The 8,028-nt window shown below is 65.3% G+C and carries 9 protein-coding genes; 6 read left to right on the top strand and 3 right to left on the bottom strand.

The genetic code is table 11. The annotated features are described in order from the left end of the window. The 3 genes from ACNQPL_RS26460 to ACNQPL_RS26450 all read left to right on the top strand — a co-directional run. Positions 1-238 (top strand): hypothetical protein (locus tag ACNQPL_RS26460; RefSeq protein ID WP_416468370.1); only part of this gene is annotated, 238 nt, incomplete at its 5' end. 66 nt (positions 239-304) lie between these two features. Next, positions 305-1,225 carry a drug/metabolite exporter YedA gene (gene yedA, locus ACNQPL_RS26455; RefSeq protein ID WP_416468369.1) on the top strand — a complete coding sequence of 307 codons (921 nt, stop codon included), beginning with the start codon at positions 305-307 and terminating at the stop codon, positions 1,223-1,225. A gap of 55 nt (positions 1,226-1,280) precedes the next feature. After that, on the top strand, positions 1,281-2,600 hold the full coding sequence (locus tag ACNQPL_RS26450) for a DEAD/DEAH box helicase (RefSeq protein ID WP_416468368.1): 1,320 nt from the start codon (positions 1,281-1,283) through the stop codon (positions 2,598-2,600). Positions 2,601-2,636: 36 nt separating this feature from the next. Here the strand turns inward: ACNQPL_RS26450 and ACNQPL_RS26445 are convergent, their stop codons facing one another. The 3 genes from ACNQPL_RS26445 to ACNQPL_RS26435 all read right to left on the bottom strand — a co-directional run bounded on the left by ACNQPL_RS26445 (position 2,637) and on the right by ACNQPL_RS26435 (position 5,683). Then, entirely contained in the window at positions 2,637-3,878 is a 1,242-nt protein-coding gene (locus ACNQPL_RS26445) for a TIGR03862 family flavoprotein (RefSeq protein ID WP_416468367.1), read from the bottom strand. Between the two features lie 148 nt (positions 3,879-4,026). Beyond that, positions 4,027-4,941 (bottom strand): histone deacetylase, encoded by a 915-nt coding sequence (locus tag ACNQPL_RS26440; RefSeq protein ID WP_416468371.1) that lies wholly within the window; start codon positions 4,939-4,941, stop codon positions 4,027-4,029. Between the two features lie 55 nt (positions 4,942-4,996). Then, a complete protein-coding gene (locus tag ACNQPL_RS26435) occupies positions 4,997-5,683 on the bottom strand; it encodes a histidine phosphatase family protein (RefSeq protein WP_416468366.1) in 687 nt (228 codons plus the stop codon). Between the two features lie 147 nt (positions 5,684-5,830). On the opposite strand from ACNQPL_RS26435, the gene ACNQPL_RS26430 reads away from it, so the two are divergent. The 3 genes from ACNQPL_RS26430 (at position 5,831) to ACNQPL_RS26420 (ending at position 7,951) form a co-directional block, all read left to right on the top strand. After that, on the top strand, positions 5,831-6,403 hold the full coding sequence (locus ACNQPL_RS26430; protein ID WP_416468365.1) for a GNAT family N-acetyltransferase: 573 nt from the start codon (positions 5,831-5,833) through the stop codon (positions 6,401-6,403). 91 nt (positions 6,404-6,494) lie between these two features. After that, positions 6,495-7,364, top strand: coding sequence for an acyl-CoA thioesterase II (gene tesB / locus ACNQPL_RS26425; protein WP_346614577.1), 870 nt, complete (start codon positions 6,495-6,497; stop codon positions 7,362-7,364). Continuing rightward, complete coding sequence (locus ACNQPL_RS26420) at positions 7,361-7,951, top strand: HAD family hydrolase (RefSeq protein WP_346614576.1); 591 nt, start codon at positions 7,361-7,363, stop codon at positions 7,949-7,951. Before tesB ends, ACNQPL_RS26420 begins: the two co-directional genes overlap by 4 nt. The last annotated feature ends 77 nt before the right edge of the window (positions 7,952-8,028 follow it).

The following is an 8,028-nucleotide window of genomic DNA, read 5'->3' as shown; positions in this document are numbered from 1 at the left end:
GAGCGGGCTTGCCCCGCGAAGCGCCGCGCGGGCGGCGCTCGATCTCAAAGGCGCTGAAGATCCCAAGGCAAGCGCTTCGCGAAGCGCCGCGCGGGCGGCGCTCGATCTCAAAGGCGCTGAAGATCCTAAGGCAAGCGCTTCGCGATGCGCCGCGCGGGCGGCGCTCGATCTCGAACTCCCCAAAAACCCTCAGCCATGCACCCCCGATGTGTGCCGCTCAATTAATCCCGTTTTGTAACTTAAGTTCGCGCAAACAACTTCCTAAACTAGGCCCCCCGTAAACGGATTTTTCGAGCCTCCCACCATGCCTGCCTCCCGCCGCTTCCCGTTATTGCTCATTGGCGCCTTCCTGGCCTTGTACCTGGTCTGGGGTTCTACCTACCTGTTCATCCGCATCGGCGTCGAATCCTGGCCACCCATGCTCATGGCAGGGGTGCGCTTTGTCATCGCCGGTGGCCTGCTTTACGGGTTCTTGCGCTGGCGCGGTGTGCCGGCGCCAACCTGGCCACAATGGCGTGCGGCGGGGGCGGTCGGCTTTCTGCTGCTCAGCTGCGGTAATGGCGGGGTAACCGTGGCCGAACACGCGGGTGTTGCCTCGGGTGTGGCTGCGCTGGCGGTGGCCACGGTGCCACTGTTCACGCTGTTGTTCGGCCTGTTGTTCGGCCACCGCAATTCGCGCCTGGAATGGGCCGGCATCCTGCTTGGCCTGCTCGGCATCGGCTTGCTCAACCTGGGTTCCAACCTGCAAGCCAGCCCCATCGGCGCAGCGCTGATCGTGTTCGCTGCCGCCTCCTGGGCGTTTGGCTCGGTGTGGAGCAAAAGCCTGCCATTACCCCAGGGCCCGATGGCCAGCGCTGCAGAAATGCTGGTGGGTGGTGCGGCGCTGCTGCTCGGCAGCGCACTCTCGGGCGAGCGCATGACCCAGATGCCGACGGCGGCCGGTTGGGGCGCGTTGGCCTACCTGGTGTTGTTCGGCTCGATCCTGGCCTTCAGTGCCTACATGTACCTGCTGAAGAATGTGCGGCCGGCTGCGGCCACCAGTTACGCCTACGTCAACCCGGCGGTCGCGGTGTTGCTGGGCATTGTCTTTGCCGGTGAGCAGATTGGTGCCGAGGAATGCCTGGCAATGGCGGTGATCATCGGCGCCGTGGTGCTGATCGGCCTGCCGCAGTGGCGCAAGCCGGCAGCGCCCGAGCAACCGCTGAAGGGCGAAATCTGCAAGTAAGCCGGGGTGTTGCGGTAAACTTGCCGCCTTCGCTGAACCCCCTGACGGTATTGCCATGAATTTCGCCAAACTCGGCCTGATCGAACCGTTGCTGCGCACCTTGCAGCAACTGGACTACACCACCCCGACCCCAGTCCAGGCCCAGGCCATTCCCGCGGTGCTGGCCGGCCGCGACCTGATGGCCGCAGCCCAGACCGGCACCGGCAAGACCGCCGGCTTTGCCCTGCCGGTGCTGCAGCGCCTGGCCCTGGAAGGGGAGAAGGTGGCCAGCAACTCGATCCGCGCGCTGGTGCTGGTGCCCACCCGCGAATTGGCCGAGCAGGTGCACAACAATGTGCGTGAATATGCCGAAAACCTGCCGCTGAGCACCTACGCCGTGTACGGCGGGGTCAGCATCAACCCGCAGATGATGCGCCTGCGCCGGGGTGTCGACCTGTTGGTGGCTACCCCAGGCCGCCTGCTCGACCTGTTCCGCCAGAACGCGGTGAAGTTCAACCAGGTTCAGACCCTGGTGCTCGACGAAGCCGACCGCATGCTCGACCTGGGCTTTGCCGAAGAGCTGCAATCGGTGTACGCAGCACTGCCGCGCAAACGCCAGACGCTGTTGTTTTCTGCCACCTTCTCCGAGCAGATCCGCGTGCTGGCCGGGCTGGCGCTGAATGACCCGCTGAGCATCGAAGTCAGCCCACGCAACGCTGCCGCCACTACGGTCAAGCAGTGGCTGGTACCGGTGGACAAGAAACGCAAGGCCGACCTGTTCTGCCACCTGCTGCGCAAGCAGCGCTGGACACAGGTGCTGGTGTTCGCCAAGACCCGCAATGGCGTGGACCAACTGGTCGAGCGCCTGCTGGCCGAGGGGGTGAACGCCGACGGTATTCACGGCGACCGTCCGCAAGCCACCCGCCAACGTGCGCTGGACAGCTTCAAGGCCCGTGAAATTCAGGTGCTGGTTGCCACCGATGTGGCCGCGCGTGGCCTGGACATCGACGACCTGCCGCTGGTGGTCAACCTCGACCTGCCGATCGTTGCCGAAGATTACGTGCACCGTATCGGCCGCACGGGCCGTGCCGGCAACAAGGGTGAGGCGATCTCGCTGGTGTGCGCCGATGAAGTGCAGCAACTGGCAACGATCGAAACGCTGATCCGCCAGACGTTGCCGCGCCATGAAGAGCCGGACTTCATCCCGGATCACCGGGTGCCTTTGACCGATGCCAGTGGCCAGGTGATCAAGAAGCCGAAGAAACCGAAGAAGCCGAAAGAAAACAGCGCCAAGCGCGGTTTGGGGCGTTGGATGGACAGCGCCGACGAGGCGCCGGTCAAGGCGGTGCGTAAAGTGCCGAGCTTCAATACCGGGCCGAAAAAGCGCAAGCCTTGAGGATGTTGGGGCCGCAAAAGCGGCCCCGGCGTTGCGTCAGGCAGACCGCGCCAGCCAATCCGCCGCCGCCCGCCCGGCCCGCAACCCGCTGGCAAAGCACGCGGTCAACAGGTACCCGCCGGTCGGCGCTTCCCAGTCCAGCATCTCGCCGGCACAGAACACCCCAGGCATCCCCTTCACCATCAAACCCTCATCCAACCCCTCGAAGCGCACGCCACCGGCACTGCTGATGGCCTCGTCCAGCGGCCGCGTGCGCACCAGCGTAATCGGCAACGCCTTGATCGCCCGTGCCAGTGCAGCCATATCGGCAAACGTCGCTTGATCAGTCAGCTCACGCAATAACGCCGCCTTCACGCCATCGATGCCCAACTGGCTGTGCAGGTGCTTGGCCATCGACCTTGAACCCCGTGGCTTGGCCAGGGCCTGGGCAATTTTGTCCACAGGCTTGTCCGGTAGCAGGTCGAGCAGCAGCGTGGCCTGGCCTTCCTGGTTGATGGCTTCGCGCAGCGGCGCCGACCATGCATACACCAGGCTACCTTCGACACCCTGTGCGGTAAGGATGAACTCGCCTTTGCGCGGCGCCTTGCCGGGTACGCTCAGGGCAATGTTCTTCAGCGGTGCGCCGGCGAATTTGCCTTTCAGCAGCTCACTCCAGCCCGCCACTTCAAAACCGCAGTTGCTCGCCTGCAGCGGTGAGATATCCACAGCCCGCTCGGCCAGCAGTGGCTGCCAGGCGCCGTCCGAGCCAAGCCTTGCCCAGCTGCCGCCACCCAGCGCCAATACCAGCACGTCGGCCGTCACGTTCAACTCACCCTGTGGATAAGCCAGCCGCAAGCTGCCATCGGCATTCCAGCCCAGCCAGCGGTGACGGGTGTGGATAACTACTCCATTGTCGCGCAGGCGCTTGAGCCAGGCGCGCAGCAGCGGCGCGGCTTTCATGTCGGTGGGGAACACGCGGCCGGAAGTGCCGACGAAGGTTTCGATGCCCAGGCCGTGAATCCACTGGCGCAGGGCATCGGCGTCGAAGTCTTGCAGCAGCCGGCCAATCGCGTCCTGGCGTTCGGCATAGCGCGCAACGAACTGTGGATAAGGTTCCGAATGGGTGATGTTCATGCCGCCGACACCTGCCAGCAGAAACTTGCGACCCACCGATGGCATGGCGTCGAACACCTGCACGGCCAGCCCTTGCTGGGCCAGCGCTTCGGCGGCCATCAAACCGGCAGGGCCCCCGCCGATGACGACGGCGAGGGGAGGGGATGCGGGGTGAAAATCGGACATGGTGGGCGACAGGCTGTGGAAAAGTTACGCATTCTAGCGCAGCCGGGCCTATGGAAGCACTGAACAAAAAATGATCAGCCTGCTGCAGGCCACGCTGGCATTGGGTTGCAGCCCCTTTCGCTCAGGTTATCCACAAGCGGTTCCACAGTCATTGTGAACAACTGATGACCTTTGCCGCGCTGTGGTGAAGTATGCCGTGGCGCCTGGCCAGCGCTTCGCGGTCCTTGCTGTAGCCGCCGCCGATCACGCCGACCAGCGGGATGTCCCGGCCCAGGCAATGGCGCATGACCAGCTCGTCGCGCGCGGCCAGGCCGGCATCGGTGAGTTGCAGGTAGCCGAGGGCATCGTCCTTGTGCACGTCCACCCCCGCGTCGTACAGCACTAGGTCGGGCTGGTACAGCGGCAACAGGTAGTTGAGCGCATCCTCCACCACCTTCAGGTAGGCCGCATCGCCCATGCCGCGTGGCAAGGGGATGTCCCAGTCGCTGTGGGCCTTGCGTGCCGGGAAGTTCTGTTCGCAGTGCAGCGATACGGTGATGGCGTCGGGCGTGTCCTGCAGGATGCGCGCCGTGCCGTCGCCCTGATGCACGTCGCAATCGAAGATCAGCACCCGGTGCACGCGGCCGGCCTCCAGCAGGTAACGGCTGATCACCGCCAGGTCGTTGAAGATGCAGAAACCTGCCGGGTGGTCGTAGTGGGCGTGGTGGGTGCCGCCTGCCAGGTGGCAGGCAAGGCCGTGCTGCAGGGCCATCTCGGCGGTCAGCAGCGAGCCACCCACTGCGCGCACGGTGCGCCGGGCCAACGCCTCGCTCCAGGGCAGGCCCAGGCGGCGCTGGTCCTCGCGTGACAGCTCGCCGTTAATGTAGCGCTCGATGTAGCCGCGGTCGTGGGCCAGGGCGAGGATGTCGTTGGGGCAGATTTCCGGGCGCAGCAGGGCCTGGTCGGTGGTCAGCCCGCTGTCGACAAGGTGGTTGCGCAACAGGCGGAACTTGTCCATCGGGAAGCGATGCTCGGGCGGGAACTCCGGGCTGTAGTCATCGTGGTAAATCAGCGGCAACGGCATGGTGGTTTCGCAATCGGGGCCAGCGCTGATCTTGCCAGTAATTGCCAACAGGGTGCTATTGTCCTGCAGAGGCCAGCACCCGCTGCCAGTCCGGTGCGTTCAACCGGCCCAGAATGCGCGCCTTGCCATTGCCATCCACCGAGACGAACAACGCGCTGGCATAGCCGCTTTGCCGTTCGCCACCGACCACCCGCTGCTGGCGCTGGAAGTGGTCGATGCAGCCATTGTGCGTCACCAATACCAGGTTATGGCCGGGTTGCTTGCGTGCCATGGCTTGCTGGGCGAACTGGTTGTCGCAGCTTTCCAGCCAGTCCTCGGTTGCCACGGGCTGGCCGAGGATGAAGTGGGCAGTTTGCCGGGTGCGCAGTTTGGGGCTGCTGAGTACATCGGCATTGGCCAGCCCAAGGTGGTGCAGGCCCAGGCCAACTTGCACTGCCGCTTCGCTGCCCGCCACGGTGATGCCGGTGGGGTCGTCGAGGCACGGGCCTGGTGCGCTGTCGCAGCGTTCGGCATGGCGGATCATCACGATGACCGCACCCTTGGCCCAGTCCTGCAGCAGGCCGCTGTCACTCAACTGTTGTTCGTTGCCAAGGTCCACGGTATGCGCCCTCGTCGCCAGCCAGGTGCCCAACGCCGCCACCACCATGCACAGGCCAAGGGCGGCACCAAGGGCCTTGCGGGACAACCGTCGCTTGCGGCGGGCGTGGATGGCGGGGTGTCCCAAGGTATTGCTGTGCAGCATGCGTGGCTCCGATGGCATGGCCGCGCAACGCGCGGCGGGGGATGGCGGCATTCTGCGAAGGGGTCTGTCGGGGGCGGGTGAAGGCGTTGTGAAAATTGCATTTCGCCTACGCTGTAAACTGCAGGACAGTAAAACCGGAGCACGCCCATGACCCCCATCCTCGAACTGGACAGCGCACGCCTGGTGTTGCGCCAATGGCAGGACGACGACTTGCGCGAGTTCGCTGCCATGTGCGCCGACCCGCACGTCATGCGCTACTTCCCTGCACCCCTGACGCGGCTGGAGGCGGCGGCGCTTATCGGCAGGATTCGCGGGCATTTCAGCGAGTACGGTTTCGGCCTGTGGGCCTTGGAGCGCAAGGACAGCGGTGCCTTCATCGGCATGACCGGCCTGCTCAACGTCAACTTCGAGGCGCCCTTTGCACCGGCGGTGGAGATCGGCTGGCGCCTGGCCCGGCGGCACTGGGGCCTGGGCTTTGCCAGCGAGGCGGCGTGGACCTGCCTGCGTTGTGCTTTCGCCCAATTGCGCCTGGCGGAAGTGGTGTCGTTCACTAGCGAGAGCAATTTGCCGTCGCAGAAGGTCATGCAGGCCATCGGCATGGTGCAGGACCTGCAGGGCAGTTTCGAACACCCGCGCCTGCCCAGTGGCCACCCCCTGCGCCCGCACGTGCTGTACCGCATCGACCGTGCCCGCTGGGAGCAGACCCTGCGCACTGAATGAGCCGCCATGCGGAGCACCCATGACAAACCCTGTATCATTCGCCTTCATGAAAGCGCTGTAGAGCTGTGATGCCTTGCTAGGAGAACCCCCGATGAGTCATGTGTTGGACGACCTGGTCGACCTGTTGAGCCTCGAGTCGATCGAGGAGAACCTGTTCCGTGGGCGCAGCCAGGACCTGGGCTTCCGCCAGCTGTACGGCGGCCAGGTGCTGGGCCAGTCACTGTCGGCGGCCAGCCAGACGGTCGAGGACGCGCGCCACGTGCATTCGCTGCACGGCTACTTCCTGCGCCCGGGCGACGCCAGCCTGCCGGTGGTGTACTCGGTCGACCGGGTGCGTGATGGCGGCAGTTTCAGCACCCGGCGGGTAACGGCCATCCAGAAGGGCCAGCCCATCTTCACCTGCAGCGCGTCGTTCCAGTACGACGAGCAGGGCTTCGAGCACCAGGCGCAGATGCCTGATGTGGTCGGGCCGGAGAACCTGCCGAGCGAGGTCGAACTGGCCCGCGCCATGGCCGACCAGTTGCCCGAGCGCATCCGTGACAAGGTGCTGTGCGCCAAGCCGATCGAGATTCGCCCGGTCACCGAGCGCGACCCGTTCAACCCCAAGCCCGGCGACCCGGTGAAGTACGCCTGGTTCCGCGCGGACGGCAACCTGCCGGACATCCCGGCGCTGCACAAGTACCTGCTGGCCTACGCCTCAGACTTCGGCCTGCTGACCACTTCGCTGCAGCCCCATGGCAGGTCGGTGTGGCAGCGCGATATGCAGATCGCCAGCCTCGACCATTCGCTGTGGTTCCACGGCAATCTGCGCGCCGATGACTGGTTGCTGTACGCCACCGACAGCCCCTGGGCTGGCAACGCCCGTGGCTTCTGCCGGGGCAGCATCTACAACCGCGCCGGGCAACTGGTGGCCTCGTCCACGCAGGAAGGCCTGATCCGCCATCGCAAGGACTGGGCATGAGCCTGGCCGATATCCGCAACTGGGTGTTCGACATGGATGGCACCCTCACCGTGGCGGTGCACGATTTTGCCGCCATCCGCGAGGCGCTGGAGATACCGCCCGAGGACGACATCCTCACCCACCTGGCAGCGCTGCCGGCGGCTGAGGCTGCAGCCAAGCATGCCTGGCTGCTGGAGCACGAGCGCGACCTGGCGGTTGCTTCGACCGCCGCCACAGGTGCGGTGGAGTTGGTGCGCGAACTGGCGGGGCGGGGTTGCCGGCTGGGTATTCTCACCCGCAACGCGCGTGAGCTGGCGCATGTCACGCTGGAGGCGATCGGCCTGGCGGACTGCTTCGCCGTCGAGCATATCCTGGGCCGTGACGAAGCAGCGCCAAAGCCCAACCCGGACGGCTTGCTGAAGATCGCCAGTTCGTGGGGCGTGGCGCCGAGCGAGCTGGTAATGGTGGGCGACTACCGTTTTGATCTGGATTGCGGGCGAGCGGCGGGGGCGCGTACGGTGCTGGTGAACCTGCCGGACAACCCGTGGCCGGAGCTGGTGGACTGGCATGCGGCGGATTGCCGGGCTTTGCGGGCGTTGTTGGGCTGAATTTTCTTGAGTCAGGGCGGGCCTCATCGCGGGCAAGCCCGCTCCTACAGGCAACTCAGCATCTGTAGGAGCGGGCT

The sequence above is a fragment of the Pseudomonas sp. LFS044 genome, assembly GCF_047978245.1.
Taxonomy (GTDB): domain Bacteria; phylum Pseudomonadota; class Gammaproteobacteria; order Pseudomonadales; family Pseudomonadaceae; genus Aquipseudomonas.
This window is presented reverse-complemented; position numbering and strand designations above follow the sequence as displayed.

Bases quoted from the DNA above. Each gene is read 5' to 3' on its own strand.
- ACNQPL_RS26435 (WP_416468366.1), bottom strand. From the start codon at position 5,683: ATGCTGCACAGCAATACCTTGGGACACCCCGCCATCCACGCCCGCCGC.
- ACNQPL_RS26445 (WP_416468367.1), bottom strand. From the start codon at position 3,878: ATGTCCGATTTTCACCCCGCATCCCCTCCCCTCGCCGTCGTCATCGGC.
- ACNQPL_RS26450 (WP_416468368.1), top strand. From the start codon at position 1,281: ATGAATTTCGCCAAACTCGGCCTGATCGAACCGTTGCTGCGCACCTTG.
- ACNQPL_RS26440 (WP_416468371.1), bottom strand. From the start codon at position 4,941: ATGCCGTTGCCGCTGATTTACCACGATGACTACAGCCCGGAGTTCCCG.
- yedA (WP_416468369.1), top strand. From the start codon at position 305: ATGCCTGCCTCCCGCCGCTTCCCGTTATTGCTCATTGGCGCCTTCCTG.
- ACNQPL_RS26420 (WP_346614576.1), top strand. From the start codon at position 7,361: ATGAGCCTGGCCGATATCCGCAACTGGGTGTTCGACATGGATGGCACC.
- ACNQPL_RS26430 (WP_416468365.1), top strand. From the start codon at position 5,831: ATGACCCCCATCCTCGAACTGGACAGCGCACGCCTGGTGTTGCGCCAA.
- tesB (WP_346614577.1), top strand. From the start codon at position 6,495: ATGAGTCATGTGTTGGACGACCTGGTCGACCTGTTGAGCCTCGAGTCG.